Source organism: Wolbachia endosymbiont (group A) of Norellia spinipes, from assembly GCF_964273535.1.
Genome location: NZ_OZ187006.1, coordinates 777,489 through 799,453, shown reverse-complemented (window position 1 = coordinate 799,453; position 21,965 = coordinate 777,489). Strand labels below are relative to the sequence as shown.

Sequence of the window (21,965 nt, the reverse complement as noted above, 5' to 3'; positions counted from 1 at the left end):
ACGACAAACTCGTCATCCCGCTGCTTGTTAGCGGCCGCGGCGGTATGACGTAGGAAAACCTTTCTTGGGTAGCTATAGCATGTCAGTTTAAAATGTTTTTTTTCCATTAGGTTAAATAACTCTTTCACTATGTGCAATATTTACTTAAAATAAATGTATGTCATTGAATTTGGGTAGGTAGTTATGTCTATTTTACTGACACTCTTATTTATCAGTCTTTCTTTACTCAACGCTTCAAATAAATTGATGATATGTGCTGCTTTATTTATAGGAGCTGCTTTAGTTGTAAATTCAATGGTTGAATTTTATGGCAAAGAAAAAGCTACGTATAGCTTAATAGTGTGTACAGCGCTATGCTGTATTTTAAAATGGCAAAGTTTTAGTTTGATGATATTGACTTCATATGCTGCAATTTTAGTATCTCTTCTCTCGAGCATAATTGTTTTTGAAAAATTGAAGTCCAAGTTGAATTTTCATATGGCAAATTTCATTACTTTAATTATGGCATCAGTAATTGATAGTGCCGTTGTATGTGTTGGATTACTATACAAATTTTCTGCAGGTAAATGCTTAGCAATATATATTAGAGATTTAATTTTTAAGTTTTCTTATGCGTCAGTATTAAGCATCTGCTTGTTTGTAGGAATGTATTTATTTTGCTTGGCAAACAAGAAGTATTTTAAGATTTCCACATAACCTGTTTTCTGATATAGCTAAACTGACTTTGGGTCCTGGGGATGTATTTGGTGCGTAACAACAGTTTAGAATTTATAGGTAGTAGATTTGCCCTAAGACTCTAACACAAGTTGTACAGCCCTACGTCATACCGCCCGGTATCTCAGCATAGATTCCGCTAACAAGTAGCGGAATGACGATTTACCAAACGCTGCCTAATTTTCCGTAACAGTTGAAAAAATCAATAGAAAATCAACATATCACTGTAAATTCATGTATTTTAAGGCTATAATGGTTAAAATACGTTATATAGTATAATATGGACGATTTTATAAGAGTTAAGGGTGCAAGGGAACATAATCTGCAAGGTATAGATGTCAATATACCGAAAAATAAGCTAGTTGTTATAACTGGGCTAAGTGGTTCTGGTAAATCTAGTCTCGCATTTGATACGATTTATGCAGAAGGCCAACGCCGATACGTTGAAAGCCTATCAGCTTACGCGCGTCAATTTCTCAACATTCAGGATAAACCAGATGTTGAGTCGATTACAGGTCTTTCCCCTGCAATATCTATCAACCAGAAATCGATCTCAAAAAATCCAAGGTCAACAGTTGGAACTGTTACCGAAATTTACGATTACTTGCGCTTAGTATATGCACGAATAGGGGTTCCTTATTCACCTGCAACTGGATTACCGATAACAAAGCAAACTGTATCTCAAATTGTAGATACTATAATTGCGTTACCTTTAGAAACTAAAATATATATACTTGCCCCTGTTGTGCGTGGTAGAAAGGGAGAACATCTCAAAGAGATATTGGAAATTAAAAGACAAGGTTACGTAAGGTTCAAAATAGATGGTGAAGTGTACAATGTAGATGACTTGCCTAAACTTGATAAGAACAAGAAACACGACATTTTTGTGGTTGCAGATAGAATATCAATATTGGGCGATATAGGAAATCGACTGCCAAGTAGTATAGAATCCGCACTAAAACTTGGTAATGGTCTAATGTATGTAGAAGTAGTAAACCTACCTGACAACCATAATTCCGAGTATAAAAATGGTCAAATTCTGACTTTTTCAGAGAATTTTGCATGCCCCGAGTCTGGTTTCACTCTTGAGGAAATAGAACCAAGATTATTTTCTTTTAACAGCCCTTACGGTGCATGTGGTTCGTGTAATGGGCTTGGTAAAAAGCTGGCTGTTGATGTAAAGCTGATAGTGCCAGATGAAACTCTTTCAATATCTGAGGGTGCTTTAAAGCCAGTAGGACCAATGTTCCGTCAAGTGCACACAAGTTATGGATTTCTAAAAAGTGCAATTCTATCACTGGCTGAAAATTGTAAATTTAGCCTTGATGTTCCGTGGAAGAACATAGATCAAGAAGTAAAAGATATGATACTCTTTGGCTCTAATAAATTTCAAGGTTTGATCAGTATCTTGGAGAACCAGATGGATTATGATGAAACGCTTGTTGAGCGATACTGCTCTGTTATTCATTGTAAGGAATGTACTGGCCATAGATTGAGAAAAGAAGCACTCACAGTGAAAATTGATAGCAGACATATAGGTGAAATATCAGGGCTCAGCATCGATAAATCCCTTAAGTGGTTTGAAAATTTGCCAGACAAGCTCACAGAACAACAGAAGCAAATCTCAAGTAAAATATTAAATGAAATAATCAAGAGGCTAGCATTTCTAAAGAATGTAGGGTTGAATTACCTAACGCTCGATCGAGAATCTAGCACTCTCTCTGGCGGTGAGAGTCAGAGGATCAGACTTGCTTCGCAAATTGGCTCTGGTTTAACAGGAGTGCTGTATGTGCTTGATGAACCCTCGATAGGCCTTCATCAATGCGATAATGATCGGTTAATTGCTACACTGAAAGACTTGAGAGACATGGGTAACACTGTAATCGTTGTTGAGCATGATGAAGATACAATAATGGCTGCTGATTATGCGATTGATATTGGTCCTGGAGCTGGCGTAAATGGTGGAAAAGTTATTGCAGAAGGAACACCAGACCAGGTGCAAAGAAATTCAGGGAGCATAACAGGGCAATATTTGAGTGGAGAGAAAAAAATTTTAATTCCAAGGAGAAGAAAGCAAGCAACTCAGTTCATAAAAGTAATAAATGCATGTGAAAATAACTTAAAAAATGTGAACGTTAAATTTCCTATAGGGAATCTTATTTGTGTTACTGGAATATCAGGAGGGGGAAAATCAAGTTTAGTCATAGAAACGTTATATAAATATTCAGCACATAAGATATATCATTCGTCTGCACGGTATGGTCGGTGTGATAGAATAGAAGGCCTTGAATATATAGATAAAGTTATAGAAGTTGATCAGTCGCCAATTGGTAGAACTCCTGCGTCAAATCCAGCAACATATGTCGGTATGTTTACTCATATAAGAAATTGGTTTGCAGGTCTTTCGGAGTCAAAAGCAAGGGGATATAATATAGGCCGGTTTTCATTTAATACCAGAGGGGGAAGGTGTGAGGCTTGTAAAGGTGATGGGCACTTAAAGATAGAGATGCATTTTCTACCGGACGTTTATGTGAAGTGTGAGCAGTGTAAAGGGCGAAGGTATAATCGTGAAACATTGGAAGTTACTTATAAAGGAAAATCAATCTCTGATGTGCTTGATATGACGATAGATCAGGCTTGTGATTTTTTTGAAAACCTTCCAATGGTAAAAGAAAAGTTGGTTTCTTTGCAGGAAGTGGGGCTTGGCTATATAAAACTCGGACAGTCGTCAACAACGTTGTCTGGGGGTGAAGCACAACGAATAAAGCTGTCCAAAGAGCTATCAAAACGATTTACCGGAAGAACATTATATATTCTTGATGAGCCAACAACTGGATTACACTTTGAAGATATAAATAACTTACTAAAAATACTCCATAGATTAGTCGATCTGGGAAACACTGTTATAGTTATCGAGCACAATTTGCACGTTATAAAAACTGCAGATTATATAATAGACATCGGACCAGAGGGCGGAATAAAAGGCGGAGAAGTGATTGCCACTGGAACTCCAGAAGAAGTGGTAAAAATTCCAGAAAGTGTTACAGGCAGGTATCTTAAAACGTATTTATTATAAACTATTTCTTAATTATATTAGGCTAGGTTGCATATTTATGATTTGGAGAGGGTAATGTCAATATATCAATATTTTAAAAGGTATGCTAAACATGGAATTGTACCTGCTAAGAGAGCAGAAGATTGCACACTAGTTCCAGAAAATAGTTTCTATAAGTCCGTACATTACGTTGATAATGTGCTAGGACCTGTGAAAGATGTAATTTGTGGAGTTGAGAGTAAAGACAATTATAACAAGTATTATAAAAACAATGATAAATGTGAATACGTGGGTTACAGGGCAGAGGAAGTGTTTCCACTTTGTGAACGGGGTGCTTTTCTAGTAGCTAGCATAATATTGCAACCTTTATGTTTGATACTAGCATATTTGTCATACTTCCCAATTAAGTTATTATCAAAAATAACAGGGGACTATTGTTTAAAAGCAAGTACAAAGTCATTAGTTGATCATTCAAATGCATTTTTAAGTGCTGGGCAAGATTGTGCTAGTGCAGTAGCTGAAGTATTTAACAAGATTGTAAGTTATGCTTGCGCTGCTATCATTTGGGCTGCCGCGTCAATGATAACGCCACTTGTGTGGGCTTGCAACAAAGTGCAAAGTAAGTTAAGTGAAATACAGGAGCCAGAAAAACATCAGCTTTTATCTAATAAGTTATAAGTTCTGCTTTTTCAGCAGTGGCTCAGTTTGAATTACATTGAAATGAAATAAAAAGTGAAAGAGTGTAAGCACAAGTTACTTTAGCTATACTATATAAATTTTATAATATATTTAATGAATTGTGAACCTTCTCTTACTAAAAAAAGCTACAAATCTTATATTTCCGAACGTATGCGTAAGTTGCGAATATATCATTGATGAAAATCTTAATCTATGTAGTGAATGCAACAAAAAAATCAATTTTCTAACTAAGCATTACTGCAATGTTTGTGGCGTAGTAATCTCAGACAATATTCATACGTGTGGTAAGTGCATCATCAATCCTCCACCGTTTAAAGTATTAAGATCAGTTTTTGCTTATGATCAACATAGTAAAAACATGATTATAAATTTCAAATTTTTTGATAATTTGAATTACGTAAAAATCTATGCAAAGTGGATACACCAAGCTAATCAGAATACGTTTCAGAACGCAGAGGTCATAATTCCTATACCGTTACATAAAATGCGCTTGTTTAAACGTAAATATAATCAAGCAGCATTGCTTGCAAAAGAGTTGAGTAAGTTGTCCAATTTATCCTATACGCCATTTGCAATAAAACGTCTTCGCCATACTGCGCCTCAAGCTGGTCTTTCACTTAAACAGCGTGAAAAAAATTTGAAAAAGGCTTTTAGCATAACCAACAAGAAAATTATCGAAAATAAAATCGTGATATTAGTTGATGATGTGGTAACAACCGGAGCAACTGTAAGATCTTGCTCTCAAGAAATTTTAAACTCCGGTGCAAGAGAAGTGAGAGTGCTATCACTTGCAAGAACGGTGAATGATTGGACCTCTTGCATAAAAAATTAGCAGTCAGTGTCATCCAAGTAGCTTGACTACTTGGATCTATTTTTTTCTAGATTCCAGTGCCAGCGTTACGCACATAGCTGTACGAACATTGTCTACCAGGAGGATGTCATCCCAGTGTCAAGCACTGGGATGACATCACTTTTGCTTCAATATTCGCACATTAGCCACGTCCCTGAACAGATACGGAGGTAAGCCCATTGTGAAAATCAGTATGTTAAGGCATGATTTTTAATAACCTCAACATCACTGAACTCAAAAGTTTGGCTTCCTACAATTTGGAATTTCTCATGTCCTTTTCCTGCAACTAGCAGAATCATACCCTCGTTATAGGCAATATCTACTCCTTTCTCTATAGCTTCTCTTCTATCTTCTATCTCTAGCGCATTAGGGCAATGTAGTAAAATACCACGACGAATTTCTGCAGGATTCCCATCACGCGGATTGTCATCCGTGATTATCACTTTGTCTGCATATATTTGTGCTACTTTACCCATTTCTGCGCGTTTTGTTTGATCACGATTGCCACCACAACCAAAAACTAGAATTATTTTTTTATTGAAGTGCCATTTTAAAGACAATAGGGCTTGTTTAAGCGCACTTGGAGTATGAGCGTAATCCACAAATGCAAAAGGTTTCACTTTTTCCATTCTTCCTGGTGGAGAAACGAGTTTTTCTACGCATATTTCTCTGTAATTCAGTCCAGACGAGGTAACTATACCCATTGCACACAACAGATTATATGCTTGAAATTGCCCCAGAACCGGAAAAAACGTATCATAAATTTCACCACCAATTTTTATTGTAATGTGTTGACCATTAGGGGTTGGTGTTTGCTCCAATAAAGTAATATCAGAGCCTGTTTTTCCATAGGTGATAATTTTGTTGCTGCGTTTTTCAGCTATCTTAAGCAACGCGTAGTATTCATCTATATCCGCATTTAAAATCGCTGTTTTTCCTTCTGGTAATACCTCGTAAAATAACCTTTTTTTAGTTTCTAAATATTCACCAAGATTTTTATGGTAATCTAAATGATCTTGCGAGAAATTAGTAAAAGCTGCAGCACTCAACTTTAATCCATGGATTCTATATTGATCAATCCCATGACTTGATGCTTCTAACACTAAGTGTTCTACATTTATACCACGCAATGTTGCGTAAAGGTCATCTGCATCTGGAGTGGTAAGACTGTTGCTATTACCTTTTCTACCATTATTGATGCATGTTCCAAGTGTTCCAATAGACGCAGCATTATAGCCAGAGTTTTGCCAGATCTGGCGGCAAAATTCTACTACTGAAGTTTTACCATTCGTACCCGTTACAGCAGCAACATATTTGGGCTGTTTGAATTGATAAAACCTGCTGACTATTTCGCTGTATATTTCTTGAGGATTTGGGTGTTCAAGCACTGCAAAGCTCGAAGTATCTGTCATTCCAGTGCGTGACACTGGAATCCAGTTTTTATTATACAATTGCCTAGTGTGCTCATTTGCAATTAAATTTTCTGGATCCAAGTAGTCAAGCACTGGGATGACATCTTTTTTGGTTCCTTGTATGACAACGTCTACACAGTCGTGTGCGTGATACTGGGATTCAGTAGGAAAAATCTGGATACATGCTGGTTTTCTAGATTCCAGCGTCACGCGCTGGAATGACACCGCAGACACACAAACGAAAAGATAACCTTCCTTGACTCTCTTGGGATTACATGTAACGCCCTTGATTTCAACGTCAAAGTTAACATCAACAATATCATGCAGTAATTCTCTCAGTTTCATGTCCTACTTCATCGTTTTGAAAGTCTAAACATGGTAACCTTTTTAGTGCGTCATTAAGGTCAAAGATTAAATCTTCAGGATCTTCCAGTCCACAAAATATTCGCACGAAACTTCCACCACAATCTGAATTCATTACAGATCTTGACATAGATCTACGATCTACTGGTAATATCAAACTGTCGCACCCTCCCCAAGAAGCACCAATACTAAAAATTTTCATATGATCAACCATGCAGCTTAGTTCTTCACATGAATATTCTCTATCCAGTGCTATACTGAATGTGCCGCTTGCTCCTTTGAAGTAACTTTTCCATAATTCGTGTTGAGGATGGGAGGGAAGTGCTGGATATAAAACCTTTCTAACTTTTTGCTGTGCTTCTAGCCACTTTGCCACTTCCATTGCTGTATTTTGGTGCCTTTTCATACGTGTGTGCAGTGTTCTTAGTCCCCTGTGTGCAAGGTAGCAGTCGTGCGATTGAATGGTTACTCCATAATTTTTATAGCTCTCATAAAGCAATTTAAAAATTTCACCTTCAGCAATAATAGCTCCCATAACTAAATCTGAGTGACCGGCTAGATACTTTGTCACTGAATATAGTGCAACATCAATTCCATAATCAAGCGGCTTAAATAACAAAGGAGTGGCCCATGAATTGTCGCAAACGGTTACGATTCCATGTTCTTTAGCAACTTTTACTATATGCTCTATATTCGAAATCTCAAACATTATAGAACCAGGAGTCTCGATCATTATCAATGAAGTATTACTCTGAATTAAATCAGTTATATCCTGCGTTGGATAATAAAAAGTTACTTCTGTTCCTCTTTTTGGTAGCTCATTTTCTGCAAACCTCCTAAGCCTATAATAACTATTATCTTGAATTAAAACGTGCGAGCCTGCTTTAGTGAAAGTCAAAATAGCAAAAGTAAGTGCAAATAGTCCGGAAGGATAAATAAGCGCTTGTCCACTCCCTTCAATTTCAGCCAGTGCATTTGAAAGATAATGGACAGTAGGAGTACCAACATTACTGTAGCTATAATCCCTTGCAACACCATCGTTGATTACATCGTATATACTTTCTCCATTTGCTGCATTTAAGTAGTCCTTGTAAGTAGGAAATAATATGGTAGAAGAATGATAAACTGGCGGGTTCATAGAACCTTTATAGTCATTAAATTTTCTTCCTGCTTTAACTAATATAGACTCTTCCTTCACATTTTTATTATTTATTTTTTAAATTGTACTCGTTTTGCGTATACAAGTGAAGAGAAATTGCATGTATTAGCTCTATCTCACCCTTCAATAACTCATAAATCAACTTATGTCTTTTTAGAATACTCATTCCAATAAAGCCGTCAGATATTAATATTAATTTAATGTGCGAAGGTAATGTTGAAGATGAAGCAAAATAATGATCAGCATGCTTTGCTGATTCATCGACAATGTTGATATCAATTACATCTATCGAATCGCGTATCTTTTCTTCTATTGTTTTAATAATATCCATAATGGTTTCTTTAAGCAACAACATGCTCCTCTTGTCATCCAAGTAGCTGACACTGGGATGACAGGAAAAGTGATATAACAATACACCCTTATTTATTCTCTTCCTTATTATCTATGTCTTGATAATCAGAATCTACTACTTTTTCTTCTTTATCATTTGGATTCCCTTCTGATGAAAAGCCATTTCCAGCACTATTTTGTTGTGAGGCATTATACATAGCTTCTCCAAGTTTCATAGATAATTGAGAAAGATTAGTAACTTTCTGCTGGATTGAATCAGCGTCATCAATGTTATCAGATTTACTAACTTCTTTTAATTCGTTAACTGCATTTTCAATAGCAGATTTATCTTCTGGTGAAACTTTATCACCATACTCTGTCAGAGACTTTTCTGTAGAATGAACTAAACTATCCGCTTGATTCTTCACTTCAATAAACTTTTTGCGCTTTTCATCTTCTTGCGCTTTTTCTTCAGCTTCTTTTACCATGCGATTTATTTCATCATCAGATAGACCACCTGAAGATTGAATGCGTATTTTTTGCTCTTTTCCAGTAGCTTTATCTTTTGCAGAAACGTGTGCTATTCCATTTGCATCTATGTCAAATGTTACTTCGATCTGAGGAACTCCACGAGGAGCAGGAGGTATCCCTTCCAAACTAAACTGACCAAGTAGCTTGTTATCAACCGCCAATTTTCTTTCACCTTGATGTACCTTAATTGTAACGGCTGTTTGGTTATCTTCTGCAGTTGAAAACACCTGAGATTTTTTAGTAGGAATAGTAGTATTACGTTCAATAAGTGGAGTGAATACTCCTCCTAGAGTCTCAATACCAAGAGAAAGTGGAGTCACGTCAAGTAGTAACACATCTCTTACATCACCTTGAATGATTCCCGCCTGTATTGCAGCTCCAATTGCTACAACTTCATCAGGATTTACTCCTCTATGTGGATCTTTGCCAAAGAATTCTTTAACTTTCTCTATGACTTTTGGCATACGAGTCATGCCACCAACGAGAACCACTTCGCCAATTTGACTAGCAGACAAACCAGCATCCTCAAGAGCTTTTTTACAAGGAGCCATAGTTCTTTCGATTAAACCATTCACTAAGCTTTCAAGTTTTGCTCTCGTTAATTTCATATTTAAGTGTTTTGGACCACTTGCATCAGCTGTAATAAACGGTAGATTTATTTCCGTTTCCATTGCACTTGATAATTCAATTTTCGCTTTTTCAGCAGCTTCTTTGATTCTTTGCATAGCCATTGGATCATTTTTCAAATCAATGCCATTACTTTTCTTGAATTCATCTAGTAAATAACTCACTATTGCGTTATCAAAGTCTTCACCTCCAAGATGAGTGTCACCATTTGTAGCCTTTACTTCAAAAACCCCTTCACCTATTTCAAGTATTGAGACATCAAATGTACCACCACCAAGGTCATATACCACTATTGTGTGCCCATGTTTCTTATCAAGACCATAAGCAAGCGCTGCAGCAGTCGGTTCATTTACTATTCTGAGCACATTTAATCCGGCGATTTTTCCTGCATCTTTTGTTGCTTGACGTTGAGAGTCGTTGAAGTATGCTGGCACTGTTATCACAGCATCTTTTACTTCCTCTCCAAGATAAGCTTCTGCTGCTTCTTTCATGTTTTGTAGTATGAATGCACCAATTTGACTAGGAGAGTATTCTTTATTATCAGTGGTTTTAACCCATGCGTCACCATTTTTTGCTGCAAACACTTTATACGGCACGTTTAGATTTTTCATTTCAGAATCACCGTATTGACGGCCTATTAATCTCTTAGTAGCAAAAAAAGTATTACTTGCATTGGTGGTTGCTTGTCTTTTTGCAGGAGCGCCAATCAACCTTTCTCCTGACGAAGTAAATGCAACTATAGATGGAGTAGTTCTTGCCCCTTCTTTATTTTCTATTACCTTTGTATCCTTGCCCTGCATTATTGCAACACAAGAATTTGTTGTTCCGAGATCTATGCCTATTGCTCTTCCCATAATGAGTACCCCATTGTAAATATTATCTGATATAAGAATATATAAGTATAGGACTTATTAATTACAAGCCCAATTTAGGGTTTCTAATTAGTTATTAGAACTTAAAAAGCGCGAAAGCCATTTAGTCAGCCAAAAATTGCCTCGTAGTTTATTTGAATTATCAACTTCTTCATTGCTGCTATCCTCAATTTGGTATCCAGAGTTCTGTAATGGCTTATAACCATTTGAATTAACATCATCTCCTTGTTTTAAAACAAATGTATTTACATCTAAACTGTTATCAATACTAATGTTCAATGTAATATTAAACTCTTTTTCGATTGTAGAAACTGTATTCCTTTTATTATTAAAAATATGCGCTATAACCGCACTATGCGCTACTAAATCAAAAGACTTATTTTGGTTCCTATGAGCAATGTGTTGTAAATCCCTTAGTATCGATGCAACAATTACTTCGTTCGATTTTACTCTTCCAATACCCTTGCAGTGTAAACACTCTGTAGTATTAATTTCTTGTATGTTTGGTTTAATTCTTTGTCTTGAAAATACCATTAAACCAAAGTCATTTATGTAGCTAAATTGAACTTTAGCTTTATCGTCTTTAAACGCTTGCTTTATAGCAGACTCAACAGCTCTGCAATACTGATATTTCAACATGTCAATAAAATCGACTACTATTAATCCTGATAGGCTCCTAAGATTCACCTGTCTTGATATTTCAGGTACTGCTTCCATATTGGTTCTATAAGCTGTTTCTTCTATGCTATCTTCTCCTGTCATCTTTCCTGAATTTACGTCTATTGAAACAAACGCCTCAGTTAAAGTTATTACCAAAGACCCACCAGATGGCAACTCTACCCTATTGCTATATAACTCAGAAATTTGATCTTCGATTCCATAGTAAGTAAAGATTGGGATAGAACCTCTATACAATCTGTAACGCAACTTACTACCTTTTAATGCATTTTTAGTATATTGTCTCACTGCTTCAAAAGCTTCCTTCCCAGATACTATGACTTCTATACCATCGCTACAAAAATCACGAACAGATCTCATAATTACATCTGCTTCGTTGTAAATTAATGATGGAGCATTTACAGAGAAGGCATTTTTTTGAATGCTCTGCCATAATGAGGATAAGTAATTGTAATCCTGCTCAATTTCTTTCTTATCTTTTCCTGAACCAACAGTTCTTACTATTAAACCTGATCTTTTTGGCAAGTTTATTGAACTCAGTATATCCTTTAACTGCTTTCTGATATTAGCATCTTCAATTCTGCGAGACACTCCACCTTTACTCATGGAATTTGGCATGAAAACACAGTATCTACCCACTAAAGTTATGTATGTTGTAAATGAAGCTCCTTTATTGCCTCGTTCCTCTTTAGTTAGCTGGACCAATACTTTTTGATTTACTGAAATAACATCTTGTAATTTGTATTTTTTATATAAAGGTACCTCTCTTACAAAACCACTACCTAACTCGTTGACATTCTTACTAGCTGCAGAATCTGAAGAAACATTTGCTGAAGCTTCTTCTGTACAATCGTCATTTGAGTAGCCCTCAAAGATAATTTCCTTTTCTTTTTCTGGAATATTGAAGTAATCTAGAGATATCTCGGAAAAAGATAAAAAACCTTGCTTGTTTTTTCCATATTCAATAAATACGGCTTGCAAAGAAGGCTCTATACGCTTTACATAAGCAACGTATATATTACCTCTTAATTGTTTTTTTTCCTTGAATTCTTGTTCAAATTCTACAACCTTATTATTAACTGATAAGGCAACTCTTACCTCATTAGAACAGGCAGAATTTTCTATCAATAATAACCTTTTGCCACTATTTGCCACTTATTTACCGTTTGCTTTTCATTCTGAAGTTAACTTCATGCTACTTAATGCACTGTTGATTGTCAAGAATTTTACGATCTGCATTATTCGGTTGACTTTTAGTGTTTTGCGTAATAAACTCGCATAGAATTTATTATATCATTATAAGTATGGCGAAAAAAAATGCTTCTTTGCTCGTTAAGTTAGTCAGCACTGCAATCAAGATAACAAAAACTGGTGAAGAAAAATCAACTGGCTATTTTTATGTAAAAAAGCGTAATCCAAAAAAGCTCACCAGAAAACTGGAGTTTAGGAAGTATGACCCAGTAGTCAGAAGGCACGTATTATTTAAAGAAGAAAAATTAAAGTAGTTTTTTTATAAGGAATTTTATTATTATGCAAAATTTACAATTAAGTTATCCTATAATAATAGAGGTGGGGGATGTAAAAGATACAAAACTGAAATTAATAAAGGTCATTGCACAATTAATAAGTAAGAGGTACAAAACACAGAAAAAAGCAGCAAGCGCTCTAAAGATTGATCAACCTAAAGTATCTCAAATCAATAGGTCAAAAATCGAAGGGTTTTCCTTAGAATACTTGCTTAACTTATTGATTGCATTGGACCAAGACATAAACGTAAGAATAAAGCATAATTCTAAACCTGTATAATATGTAAAGGACAAATGGTGATTTAAATGCAGAACAATAAAACAGTAAGTCAGAGGCATTTTAAAAAGAACTTGTTACTCAACAAAACAAGATTTGAAATTTTGTGCAATGCTATTGATTATAGCTAGATATGCATCTTTTCCAGGCTCTATGTCTGATCCAATAGGATCAAGAACTACCATTTTTGCGTCATTAGAAAGAGCATTAGGCTTTATGCTATCTTCTTGTGAATGAGCAAATATACATTTAACGTTTTCTTCCTTCATTATCTTTTTTAGCTTCATTAAACTCTTCATACCTATGTACGAATCCTCTTCTATAGAAAGAATGGCGCTTGGGTGATTTAAACCAAAATATTTTTCAAAATATTGATAAGCATCGTGAGTGACGATGTATTTTTGATTTTTAAAATCATTCAGTTCTTTCACGATTTCTTTTACTTCTTGGTCTATTTTTTTTATGGCTTTTGTTGCATTAGAGTTGTATCGATGGAAATTTTCTTTATCTATGTTAGACAATGTTGCACTTATAAAAAGTACCATGCTCTTTGCATTTTCGGGACTCAGCCAAATGTGTAGGTCTTTTTCATCTTGAGTATTGGTAATTTTTCTAGAAAATGAATGTGGCCGAGCAGGAAGTAGGTTGATTACCTTTGACAATTGCACTAGTTCTTTATTATTTTTGGCGAAAGTTTGAACAAACGTCTCTAAGTTATCGTCAGTGTAAAATATGACATCACTTGATTCCAAATTACTCGCATCAGACGGCTTTAATATATAATTATGCGCAGATGTTGCATAGCCAAGCAATTCCGGTTCTAAAATTCCTTCTGTCACAGAAGCTACAAGTGAGTGGATAGGTTTGATTGTAGCTACAACTTTTAAATTGGATGAAAAGGCAATATTATAGTATAGTGTAAATGAAAGTAATAGAAAAAAAGGCAGTAAATGTCTCATATAAACGTTGAGAAGAAGTTAAATTTTGCCAAAAAGTTAAATAATGTCAATAATCGTGTTCTAAAAATAGAAAATCTTGCTCTCACATATGATGGTAAAAGAATCCTTGACAATATCAATATGTTCATGGAAAGAGGAGACGTAATTACAATACTTGGTCCAAATGGTGGAGGTAAAACCTCTTTAGTGAAAGCAATTGCTGGCATAAATAAAAGCTGTACCGGTAGTATCGTATTTGCTGACAACATAAAAATTGGCTATATGCCGCAAAATTTTAGTATTAGTAATTTGATGCCAATAACAGTTGAATATTTCCTTTTAAATAGCTCCTTGAAAAGACTAAAGAAAAATCAATCCATTATTACAGAAGCGATAGAGTTGGTTAGTATCGGTAACATTTTGAAGAATCAAGTGTTAGAAATTTCTGCAGGGCAAACACAATTATTGCTGCTTGCACGTTGTTTAATTGCAGAACCTGACTTGATCATTCTAGATGAACCAGTCAGTGCAATGGATATTAACGCGCGGGCTAAATTTTATGATATTATAAATAAAATAGCAAAAAAACGATTGGTATCGATTCTTATGACTTCTCATGATCTTAACTCTGCTCTACCATCCTCAGATTACGTAATTTGTATAAATAATACTATCTATTGCCAAGGCAAGCCTGATGAGATTATGAAAAATAGAACCCTAAATGAAATATTTAGCAGTTACGCAGCAAAATGATTCAAAATATTTTGCGTCTTCTGCACATAACTACAGTGCTGACACGTTACAATATATTACCTTATTTACTTCCACCATCAAAGAAATCAATAAATAAAATACAAGGCCATAAGCTAAAGTGTGCTCTTGAAAAATTAGGTCCGGTGTTCATTAAGTTTGGGCAGTCTATCTCATCACGTACTGATGTTTTAAATGAGGATATAACAAATAACTTGTTATTGATATGTGATAGATTGCCATCATTTTCACATAAAATAGCAGTTAAAACTATAGAAAGTGAGTTTAATTGTAAATTGAGCGACATTTTTTCAAGCTTTTCTGAAAAGCCAATTGCAGCAGCATCGATTTCTCAGGTGCATAGAGCGGTTACAACTGAGGGTAAGGAAGTTGCTGTGAAGGTTTTAAGGCCAAATATTGAGAAAACATTCTCAAGGGATATAAAAATGCTTTCTTGGCTTGCAGAAATTGCAGAAAAATTTAGCGAACAATCAAAAAGGCTGAGGCCAATTGAATTAGTCAAAACTTTTGCTGAAATTTGCCGATTAGAGTTAGATCTACGTTTTGAAGCTGCTCACTCTTCAGAACTAAAGGAAAACACAAAAAATGACAGAGGTTTTTATGTACCTGAAATAGATTGGAATAGAACTGCAAAAAAGGTTTTAACATTAGAATGGATAGAAGCAACACCAATATACGAAGTTGAAAAACTGAATAATCGTAAGCAAATAGCTATCAATCTTATAGAATCGTTTTGTAGTCAGGTATACAGGGATTGTTTTTTTCATGCTGATATGCATCCTGGAAATCTAATGGTTGATAGTAATAACAATATTATTGCCCTGGATTGTGGAATCATGGGTAGAATAGATCGTGAGACATGCTATTACGTTATAGAGATACTCAAAGGTTTTTTAAATCGGGATTATGACCACGTTGCAAAAATGCACTTTAAAGCTGGTTACGTTTCATCACAGCATAGAAATTTTGTCACAGCTTGCAGGGCAATAGGTGAACCCATTATTGGGCAGCCTATACAGAAGATTTCATTTGCTAGTTTACTTGCTCAGCTATTAAAAATAACTGGTGATTTTGATATGAAAGTTCAAACACAATTGTTATTGCTGCAGAAAACTATGATTTTACTGGAAGGGACATGTAGAAAGATCTACCCAGAAATCAATATGTGGAAAGTAGTTGAAGCGTGGATAAGCAGTCAACATGAAAGTAAAATAGGGTATAGGGAAAAAATTAGAAATTCTTATCCTGTAAAAACAATCCAAGGGATATTTAGCCTTATAGAAAAATTAAACCTAATAGCTGATAAAAAATTAGAAAACATCCAAGTTAAAAATAAATCAAATGGAAAAGTCTATTTTTTACTGTGGTTTGTAATTATAATTCTAATCGTTAAATTTTTAGGGAGTGTTAAATAAACTGTGTCAAACCCAATTTTTAATTCAACTTAATTTTTAATCTGCAAGAGTCGAGTTGAGAATGTCCAATTTTCCACTTTCTTTATAGCATAACATACTTCAGTCCTGATCCGCCTCTTGCTCCTCTTGAAGCCCAATGGCTCACCACTTATGTGTAAATTAATCGTTAATGTTGTACACGTTCTTTTCTTTTTCTACTCTCTCTTGCTCTTCAATACAATATATAGCAAGCGGATTAGCTTTAAGTCTTTCGACTCCTATTTCTTCTCCTGTTCCATCGCAGTAACCATAAGTGCCTAATTTTATTTTTTCTAACGCCTCCTTAATCTTTTCTTTTCTATCTTTTCGGCGCTTGATTAATTCCTCATTTCCACTATCTCCATCAGAATAGTATGTATCAATACTATTATCTTCTAGTTCTTGTTTCTCCAACTCAGCGAGTATTGATTGTAACTTTAAGCTGAAGTATTCCAGTTGTTTTACGCTCATATATTCTTCATCTTCTGAAGGAGTATAATCCTCTGGTGACTTTATTTTCGGTAACTTTTCCATAATTGCATTATCAAAAAAATAATAAAACCTATATAACTTATGAACAAAAAATTATACTACCCTCAAAGTAAACACTATAATTTATAATAAACATTTAAAAGCCTAGTATGATCGACTTAGTAAAAAAATTAGTAATAGATGGTAAGAACCTTACCTATATAGTATGTATTTTTATTATAATGTTAAGTTTATCTTCATTTACACTTGAAAACAACAATAAACAAGAAGTTATGTTAACATTAACATGGATATGTGCTACATTTGTTTTGCAGATCTCTACAAATAATTTGTTTACATCTGATTATCATGATGGAATATTAGAGCAAATCTTTGTACAGCCACTCTCTTCTAGGCTTATAGTTGCTTATAAAATTTTCGCTCACTGGTTATTATTTGGGCTACCGATTTCAGTGGTTTCTTCCATATTCAGCTTTGCAGTTCTAGGCAATAGTATTGAACACTCAATAGCAGTTGGAGTGTCTTTATTATTTAATACGCTGATAATCATTAATATTTCAGCTACTGGAAATGCATTGATGATTGGTCGAAACAACTTAGCATCAGGAGTATCGCAAATTCTTGTTTTGCCAATGATAATGCCAACCTTTGTGTATTTTAAAATGCTAACTCAATTTGAAAATTTGTCCTTGAATATTTATACACTACTAATCACCATGTTAATTTTTGTCGTTTTGATTGTTAACAGCACTATAACTACTCACATGGCACTAAAATTTGCTGTGGAACAGGATTGAAAAATCTTACTGTTATTCAGTAGGTATCCGTTTAGCAGAGTGGCAAAATAGGTAGACAAGATAAACCAAAAAATCAAGAAAAAGTGAGTTTACAACAAATGGTGTCATGCAAGTAGCTGACAACATAGAAACGAAAAAACTTACTTGACAAACTCCGCCAGCCCCTTATTATGAAACTGAAGCTATTTATTTATCTTCTCTGTACAGATTAAATGACAAAAAAACTCAACGTATTTGGCGTCTCATGTTTAATTTTTTGCACTATGTGCACTCTATGTCTTTATCAAATTTCTAGGTTTTTACCTATACAAGCTGAAATACGCTTATAAAGCATTTAAAACATCAAAAAACGCCAACTTAAAAAATGGATAGTGAATAACTAGCTACCCTAGGGTTTCTTTTGCCTTTTTTTCTGTTTAGTAAATTTCTTAAACATTTATGACTAAAGGTTAGTTGCATTAAAAAGCAGCTAAATCGCGGTTATTAAGCGTTTAGAATAAAAAAACGCCATACTTGAAAGTATAATGTAAGTAATTAGCCAATCACGGGGCTTCTTTTGCCTTTTTTTTTATTTGGTAAATTTCTTAAATTTTATAGCTAATCAGTACTGGGATGACAAGAAAGGAGCACTGCTATTATAGAGTGAAATGAGATCCCAGTGTCAGCTACTCGGATGACATTATAGGGGCTACTGGGATGACATTATAGAGAGGCACTGGGATGACACCCTGACAATCGTCATCCCGCTACTTGTAGCGGGATCTGCTGTGGCGACATAAACTCAAATCATTTCAAATTTCAATCCAAAGAGGTATCATTATGTCAAACAACTTCAATTTTAAAGAATTTTTTAACCACTATGAAACAAATAGTACGTCAGATGATATACAAAGGTATTATTTGCTGTGGAAATCAGTAATAGCGCAGGCAATGACTGATGCAGCAAGTCACTGTAAAAAAACAGAAAGCTTGGTAGAGAAACGTAAGGCGATTTCTTGGTTATCGGACTTTAGTCAAGATTTTGCACACACATGTATATTGGCTGATTGTGATCCGGTATACGTAAAAAACAAAATACAGCCAATCTTAAAAAGCCTTACTAGATAAAGCCTTTTTAATGAGGTTTACTCCTTTTACCGAAAAAAATATCATTCAATCTCCTATCTATAGTTGCCTCTATATCTTTGATTAATAGCTGCTTTATTATGTTTACTTTCCGCTTTGCATCTTGAGCGTGATGCTCACTGTTATTGCTGTAATTATTCTTATCACTATAACTACTGCCACTTGGTTTACTACTGTTACTGAACTCACTACCCTTTTTTCTTCTTGTGCTGAGTATCTGCACTATCTTTTCCTTTAAAAAAGACTTCCAGCCTGTGCTAAGGAACAACTTATAGAGAAAATGCGGAGTAAGGAATGCTACTAATATTCGAATAGAAATTCCGTAACCGAGGTCTTCCCTATTTTCATAATACCACTTGCAATATTGAAATAAATGGTAAAACGCATTTTTGAAAGAGCCAAATTCTACAGCATACCAAAAACCATTGCTGAGAAACATGAGCACAATGCTGGATGTGTAAAGATACATTGTGAAGAGAAACAGTTTCACAATTATATCTTTTAGACTACCTAATATATAATTCAATAATCTTAATTTATAGAAAAGTGATATCATTTCACACCCACTTCAATATGGCTGGGGTGGAAGGATTCGAACCTTCGCGTGACGGTATCAAAAACCGCTGCCTTACCACTTGGCTACACCCCAATACTACTTACATCAATAACACTATTAGCCCAATTAGTAAAAGATTTATTTGCTTTTTCTATGGACATCACAGCAATAGCTGGCTGATCATAAGAATGCATTGCTTCGATTTTTTCTACAATTTTATCAACTTGATCATTTTTGCTCTTCATAATTGCTACTACTTCACAACTATTACTAATTTTACCTTCCCATAAATACAGAGAATTCACTTCAGGAAATATATTTACACATACAATTAATTTCTCGTTTAACAATTCCTCAGAAACAGTTTTAGCCTCCTTCAAACTTGAAAAAGTTGTATAAATCAAAACTAAATTATTCATTAGAATCTACGTAAATGCATTTCTACTATACTCCACTTAGGTTTATTCATCAAGAGAAAATAGATTAGATTTTTCTGTCATTCCAGCACTCTCTTCTGTCATTCCAGTGCCTCCTTCCCCTGTCATCCGAGTGCTCTCTTCTGTCATTCCAGTGCTTCCTTCCCATGTCATCCCAGTGCGTGACACTGGGATCTAGGAATTTTGATTGAGCACTAAGTTGGTAAACATGAAAGTGGCTAACATTTTTTAAAACACAGCGTTTTCGATGGGATTGCGTGAAATGGCTAGATCCCAGTGTCACGCACTGGGATGACAAGAGAGGGCGCTGGGATGACAAGAGGGGGTATTGGGATGACAAAAAAAGGAGGCTACTGGGATGGCAAGAAAGGAGCAGCAGGATGACGCCTCACCATGTCATTCCAGCGCTTGACGCTGGAATCCAGCCTTTTCATAATCATCAAAATGTTGTATTTTAACATAAAACGGCTACTTTTATGCTTCCCAACTTAACAAAATTCCTGGATCCAAGTAGTCAAGGCACTGGGATGACACCTTCCCTAGTGGAGAAATCACAATGTTCATACGTTTGTGCGCATAACGCTGGGATTTTTCTATAGTTTAAAAACAAAAAAAGGATGTTACTCATTGAGTAACATCCTTTGGAGAAAGTGAGTGGTTTTGTTTATGCTACTTACCAGATGTAACTCCTGGCTGATGTGGTTCAATGTAAACTTCAGACTTACACGTAGAAGGCTGTTCCACCATTTTGCCCAGATAACCTGTTTTTTTCAGTTCTGCACGAGCTTTACTTAAGTCTTCTAGAGAAGGACTTTTTGGCGTAGAAGAACCAGAACCCATTCTACTATCAGTAGAAGAGCTTCTTGATACCTTTGGTGGAGTAACTGGAATAGGCTGCTTACCAGAAAGTCTTCCTCCTGCTGTTGCAGTTTTACCAGTATTTTCAATGGGAATAGGAGTATCAACGTAAAAAGTGCTCTTTCCTACTTGTCTAGACAACGTGTCTGATTCAGAAAGAACTTGATATTTAACATTAGTAGTTTCTTCTGGTGCTTTTTTACCCCCCAACCATAATGGCACTTTAAATGGAGCAGTTGTTTTCACTTCTTTATGCTTCGCAGGATTGAACAATTCCGCTTCGCTGCTAATAGTACTGTCAGTCCTTACAGAATCTAGTGAACTCATTGAACTGCTTTCTGATAAACTGCTAGTTGATTGTGTAGAGTCTTTTCTTCCTAGTGAAGACAATGATGACGATATAGACCTAGTTAAACTTTTGAAAGAAGGCCTGTTAGCTCTTTTCTCAGCTTTGTTGAACATATTGCTTACGCTTGAATACAAATGACTTTCTTTACATTCTTTAATAACCTCCTTAATCTCATCATAATGGTCAGAGAAAACACTGTCGATGAAATACCTATACTTAGGCAATGACCTTTTTGTTAACAAGCTATACAAACTTTTTTCATTTAAATTATGAATGAATTCTTTCTGTACTTGCCACTTAGGAGTATACTCTTTCCATCCTAATTTTGCTTCCTCTGCCATTTTTAAATCAATTTTTGACGATATTCCAGAAAGTATATTTTTTACTAACCCAGAATTATTTCCTTTGTCAGCAAAAATTGCCTTGAGATCCCCTTTTATTTCTTGAATTTTCTTCTTTTGTGATGAATCAGGAACAAGCTCATCATTTATTCTGTCTGAATAATTCTCGCTACCAGCCGCATTATATAACTTATTTGCCGCTGCCTCAGTCACACGACTTGCTCCTTTCTTTACTTTTTCACCTACGAAGCTAACACCTCTTTCTAGTGAAGCTGCCGAATATTCATAACCCTCTTTTACCTTGTTTTTGGAATATACAGCACCATCTCTAATTTTTCCGCCAATATACTTCGCCCCATCAACTGTCTTTTCTGCAGCATATTTGAAGCCTTCTTTTATTTGTGCTCTATATTTCCACATTGCATAAGAAGCACCAACCAAAACAATAGCTCCTACTACTGCTCCAATTACAATTCCAGCTATTGGTACAGCAGCTGTTCCTGCAGCGACTGTAGCTGTTCCTGTAGTTGAAAAAGCAGAAGCAATTGCTGACCAGTTGGTTGCAACAAGATAAGATATGAAGCCAATTGCTCCCAACCTAAAAATACCACGGTCCAATCGACCCTGCTTTTGTAATGATTTTATTTCTTTCCCCAATGATTCTATTTTTTGTTTTAATAAATCCTCTGAAGAAGGCGTAGAATTATTTTGTTGTTGAAGTTGTTGTATTTCAACAACATTTGAATTTGTTTCATTATTAGGTAACATTTTAAAC

The 21,965-nt window shown here is 35.2% G+C and carries 21 protein-coding genes and 1 tRNA gene; 10 read left to right on the top strand and 12 right to left on the bottom strand.

From position 1 onward, the window contains the following. The first annotated feature begins 183 nt into the window (after nt 1-183). The 4 genes from ACFZP3_RS03945 (at nt 184) to ACFZP3_RS03930 (ending at nt 5,300) form a co-directional block, all read left to right on the top strand. Complete coding sequence (locus ACFZP3_RS03945; protein WP_253309619.1) at nt 184-696, top strand: hypothetical protein; 513 nt, start codon at nt 184-186, stop codon at nt 694-696. A 298-nt stretch (nt 697-994) separates the two neighbouring features. Further along, nucleotides 995-3,790 carry an excinuclease ABC subunit UvrA gene (uvrA, locus tag ACFZP3_RS03940; protein ID WP_253309618.1) on the top strand — a complete coding sequence of 932 codons (2,796 nt, stop codon included), beginning with the start codon at nt 995-997 and terminating at the stop codon, nt 3,788-3,790. 54 nt (nt 3,791-3,844) lie between these two features. Further along, the gene (locus ACFZP3_RS03935) at nt 3,845-4,447 is read left to right on the top strand and encodes a hypothetical protein (protein ID WP_253309617.1); all 603 of its coding nucleotides are present in this window, start codon (nt 3,845-3,847) and stop codon (nt 4,445-4,447) included. A gap of 121 nt (nt 4,448-4,568) precedes the next feature. After that, complete coding sequence (locus ACFZP3_RS03930) at nt 4,569-5,300, top strand: ComF family protein (RefSeq protein WP_386086886.1); 732 nt, start codon at nt 4,569-4,571, stop codon at nt 5,298-5,300. A gap of 206 nt (nt 5,301-5,506) precedes the next feature. Here the strand turns inward: ACFZP3_RS03930 and ACFZP3_RS03925 are convergent, their stop codons facing one another. The 5 genes from ACFZP3_RS03925 to ACFZP3_RS03905 all read right to left on the bottom strand — a co-directional run bounded on the left by ACFZP3_RS03925 (nt 5,507) and on the right by ACFZP3_RS03905 (nt 12,445). Then, a complete protein-coding gene (locus ACFZP3_RS03925) occupies nt 5,507-7,075 on the bottom strand; it encodes a UDP-N-acetylmuramoyl-L-alanyl-D-glutamate--2,6-diaminopimelate ligase (protein ID WP_386086885.1) in 1,569 nt (522 codons plus the stop codon). After that, nucleotides 7,050-8,291 carry a cystathionine beta-lyase gene (gene metC, locus ACFZP3_RS03920; protein WP_386086884.1) on the bottom strand — a complete coding sequence of 414 codons (1,242 nt, stop codon included), beginning with the start codon at nt 8,289-8,291 and terminating at the stop codon, nt 7,050-7,052. The genes ACFZP3_RS03925 and metC overlap by 26 nt, the downstream gene beginning before the upstream one ends. A 7-nt stretch (nt 8,292-8,298) precedes the next feature. Then, nucleotides 8,299-8,583, bottom strand: a complete 285-nt coding sequence (locus tag ACFZP3_RS03915) for a BolA family protein (RefSeq protein WP_253309613.1) — start codon at nt 8,581-8,583, stop codon at nt 8,299-8,301. A gap of 88 nt (nt 8,584-8,671) precedes the next feature. Next, on the bottom strand, nt 8,672-10,594 hold the full coding sequence (dnaK, locus tag ACFZP3_RS03910; protein ID WP_264731144.1) for a molecular chaperone DnaK: 1,923 nt from the start codon (nt 10,592-10,594) through the stop codon (nt 8,672-8,674). Nucleotides 10,595-10,681: 87 nt separating this feature from the next. After that, nucleotides 10,682-12,445, bottom strand: a complete 1,764-nt coding sequence (locus ACFZP3_RS03905; protein ID WP_386086883.1) for a ribonuclease E/G — start codon at nt 12,443-12,445, stop codon at nt 10,682-10,684. 149 nt (nt 12,446-12,594) lie between these two features. Here ACFZP3_RS03905 and rpmG point away from each other — a divergent pair, with 149 nt between their 5' ends. Then, the gene (gene rpmG / locus ACFZP3_RS03900) at nt 12,595-12,795 is read left to right on the top strand and encodes a 50S ribosomal protein L33 (protein ID WP_064124823.1); all 201 of its coding nucleotides are present in this window, start codon (nt 12,595-12,597) and stop codon (nt 12,793-12,795) included. Between the two features lie 25 nt (nt 12,796-12,820). Continuing rightward, nucleotides 12,821-13,096, top strand: a complete 276-nt coding sequence (locus ACFZP3_RS03895) for a helix-turn-helix domain-containing protein (protein ID WP_386086882.1) — start codon at nt 12,821-12,823, stop codon at nt 13,094-13,096. A gap of 74 nt (nt 13,097-13,170) precedes the next feature. Here ACFZP3_RS03895 and ACFZP3_RS03890 read toward each other — a convergent pair whose 3' ends face one another. Further along, nucleotides 13,171-14,052, bottom strand: coding sequence for a zinc ABC transporter substrate-binding protein (locus tag ACFZP3_RS03890; RefSeq protein WP_253309609.1), 882 nt, complete (start codon nt 14,050-14,052; stop codon nt 13,171-13,173). On the opposite strand from ACFZP3_RS03890, the gene ACFZP3_RS03885 reads away from it, so the two are divergent. Together ACFZP3_RS03885 and ubiB are read left to right on the top strand one after the other, a co-directional pair. Next, nucleotides 14,044-14,784 (top strand): metal ABC transporter ATP-binding protein, encoded by a 741-nt coding sequence (locus ACFZP3_RS03885; RefSeq protein ID WP_386086881.1) that lies wholly within the window; start codon nt 14,044-14,046, stop codon nt 14,782-14,784. The genes ACFZP3_RS03890 and ACFZP3_RS03885 overlap by 9 nt on opposite strands. Continuing rightward, complete coding sequence (gene ubiB / locus ACFZP3_RS03880) at nt 14,781-16,217, top strand: 2-polyprenylphenol 6-hydroxylase (RefSeq protein WP_253309721.1); 1,437 nt, start codon at nt 14,781-14,783, stop codon at nt 16,215-16,217. The genes ACFZP3_RS03885 and ubiB overlap by 4 nt, the downstream gene beginning before the upstream one ends. 159 nt (nt 16,218-16,376) lie before the next feature. Here ubiB and ACFZP3_RS03875 read toward each other — a convergent pair whose 3' ends face one another. Beyond that, a complete protein-coding gene (locus ACFZP3_RS03875; RefSeq protein ID WP_253302608.1) occupies nt 16,377-16,769 on the bottom strand; it encodes a TraR/DksA family transcriptional regulator in 393 nt (130 codons plus the stop codon). Nucleotides 16,770-16,876: 107 nt separating this feature from the next. On the opposite strand from ACFZP3_RS03875, the gene ACFZP3_RS03870 reads away from it, so the two are divergent. After that, complete coding sequence (locus ACFZP3_RS03870) at nt 16,877-17,524, top strand: heme exporter protein CcmB (protein WP_253309720.1); 648 nt, start codon at nt 16,877-16,879, stop codon at nt 17,522-17,524. Nucleotides 17,525-18,343: 819 nt separating this feature from the next. Beyond that, nucleotides 18,344-18,631 (top strand): hypothetical protein, encoded by a 288-nt coding sequence (locus ACFZP3_RS03865; RefSeq protein ID WP_264687830.1) that lies wholly within the window; start codon nt 18,344-18,346, stop codon nt 18,629-18,631. A 7-nt stretch (nt 18,632-18,638) separates the two neighbouring features. On the opposite strand, the gene ACFZP3_RS03860 is transcribed toward ACFZP3_RS03865, so the two are convergent. From ACFZP3_RS03860 to ACFZP3_RS03840, 5 genes are all read right to left on the bottom strand, one after another. Next, nucleotides 18,639-19,205: a hypothetical protein gene (locus tag ACFZP3_RS03860; protein WP_265016699.1), complete on the bottom strand. Its 567-nt coding sequence runs from the start codon at nt 19,203-19,205 to the stop codon at nt 18,639-18,641. Nucleotides 19,206-19,223: 18 nt separating this feature from the next. Then, nucleotides 19,224-19,298 (bottom strand) — tRNA-Gln (locus ACFZP3_RS03855). Then, nucleotides 19,289-19,624 carry a divalent-cation tolerance protein CutA gene (cutA, locus tag ACFZP3_RS03850; RefSeq protein WP_253309717.1) on the bottom strand — a complete coding sequence of 112 codons (336 nt, stop codon included), beginning with the start codon at nt 19,622-19,624 and terminating at the stop codon, nt 19,289-19,291. The genes ACFZP3_RS03855 and cutA overlap by 10 nt, the downstream gene beginning before the upstream one ends. 42 nt (nt 19,625-19,666) lie before the next feature. Further along, complete coding sequence (locus ACFZP3_RS03845; protein WP_265045170.1) at nt 19,667-19,810, bottom strand: hypothetical protein; 144 nt, start codon at nt 19,808-19,810, stop codon at nt 19,667-19,669. Between the two features lie 501 nt (nt 19,811-20,311). After that, nucleotides 20,312-21,958, bottom strand: coding sequence for a hypothetical protein (locus tag ACFZP3_RS03840; protein ID WP_386086880.1), 1,647 nt, complete (start codon nt 21,956-21,958; stop codon nt 20,312-20,314). Nucleotides 21,959-21,965 lie beyond the last annotated feature (7 nt).

What these genes read in the sequence shown, in the direction of transcription:
- ACFZP3_RS03895 (WP_386086882.1), top strand. Translation starts at nt 12,821, where the DNA reads ATGCAAAATTTACAATTAAGTTATCCTATAATAATAGAGGTGGGGGAT.
- ACFZP3_RS03925 (WP_386086885.1), bottom strand. Translation starts at nt 7,075, where the DNA reads ATGAAACTGAGAGAATTACTGCATGATATTGTTGATGTTAACTTTGAC.
- uvrA (WP_253309618.1), top strand. Translation starts at nt 995, where the DNA reads ATGGACGATTTTATAAGAGTTAAGGGTGCAAGGGAACATAATCTGCAA.
- ACFZP3_RS03840 (WP_386086880.1), bottom strand. Translation starts at nt 21,958, where the DNA reads ATGTTACCTAATAATGAAACAAATTCAAATGTTGTTGAAATACAACAA.
- ACFZP3_RS03935 (WP_253309617.1), top strand. Translation starts at nt 3,845, where the DNA reads ATGTCAATATATCAATATTTTAAAAGGTATGCTAAACATGGAATTGTA.
- ACFZP3_RS03885 (WP_386086881.1), top strand. Translation starts at nt 14,044, where the DNA reads ATGTCTCATATAAACGTTGAGAAGAAGTTAAATTTTGCCAAAAAGTTA.
- ACFZP3_RS03875 (WP_253302608.1), bottom strand. Translation starts at nt 16,769, where the DNA reads ATGGAAAAGTTACCGAAAATAAAGTCACCAGAGGATTATACTCCTTCA.
- ACFZP3_RS03915 (WP_253309613.1), bottom strand. Translation starts at nt 8,583, where the DNA reads ATGGATATTATTAAAACAATAGAAGAAAAGATACGCGATTCGATAGAT.
- ubiB (WP_253309721.1), top strand. Translation starts at nt 14,781, where the DNA reads ATGATTCAAAATATTTTGCGTCTTCTGCACATAACTACAGTGCTGACA.
- rpmG (WP_064124823.1), top strand. Translation starts at nt 12,595, where the DNA reads ATGGCGAAAAAAAATGCTTCTTTGCTCGTTAAGTTAGTCAGCACTGCA.
- ACFZP3_RS03860 (WP_265016699.1), bottom strand. Translation starts at nt 19,205, where the DNA reads ATGATATCACTTTTCTATAAATTAAGATTATTGAATTATATATTAGGT.
- dnaK (WP_264731144.1), bottom strand. Translation starts at nt 10,594, where the DNA reads ATGGGAAGAGCAATAGGCATAGATCTCGGAACAACAAATTCTTGTGTT.
- ACFZP3_RS03945 (WP_253309619.1), top strand. Translation starts at nt 184, where the DNA reads ATGTCTATTTTACTGACACTCTTATTTATCAGTCTTTCTTTACTCAAC.
- ACFZP3_RS03890 (WP_253309609.1), bottom strand. Translation starts at nt 14,052, where the DNA reads ATGAGACATTTACTGCCTTTTTTTCTATTACTTTCATTTACACTATAC.
- ACFZP3_RS03865 (WP_264687830.1), top strand. Translation starts at nt 18,344, where the DNA reads ATGTCAAACAACTTCAATTTTAAAGAATTTTTTAACCACTATGAAACA.
- ACFZP3_RS03870 (WP_253309720.1), top strand. Translation starts at nt 16,877, where the DNA reads ATGATCGACTTAGTAAAAAAATTAGTAATAGATGGTAAGAACCTTACC.
- cutA (WP_253309717.1), bottom strand. Translation starts at nt 19,624, where the DNA reads ATGAATAATTTAGTTTTGATTTATACAACTTTTTCAAGTTTGAAGGAG.